This window comes from Pseudomonas persica, assembly GCF_900291015.1.
Lineage (GTDB): Bacteria > Pseudomonadota > Gammaproteobacteria > Pseudomonadales > Pseudomonadaceae > Aquipseudomonas.
In genome coordinates this window covers 1-237 of record NZ_OLKL01000365.1, presented here as the reverse complement: position 1 = coordinate 237, position 237 = coordinate 1, and the positions used below count along the sequence as shown (strand labels likewise).

Annotated in this window: 1 pseudogene; it reads right to left on the bottom strand. The window is 70.0% G+C overall.

The features are described 5' to 3' along the window. Positions 1-237: pseudogene (locus FQ664_RS26905) on the bottom strand (hypothetical protein); the annotation flags it as partial.

Below are 237 nucleotides of genomic sequence, written 5' to 3'. Positions count from 1 at the left end.
GTGCAGGTCGTCCGGGACGTCCTGGCCATCGGTCACCCACGTGATCGGCAGCTTGTGGTCCACCGCCACCGACAGGGCGTTGCCGAAGCGGCCGGTCTCGTCCAGCTTGCTCAGCACCAGGCCCTGCAGGTTGTCCTCGCCGAAGCGGCGGACCACCTCGTCCATGTCGCCGAAGCTGGTGTTGGCCGGCAGTACCAGCAGGGTGCGGACCTGGCGGGCGGCGCGCAGCCACTGCAG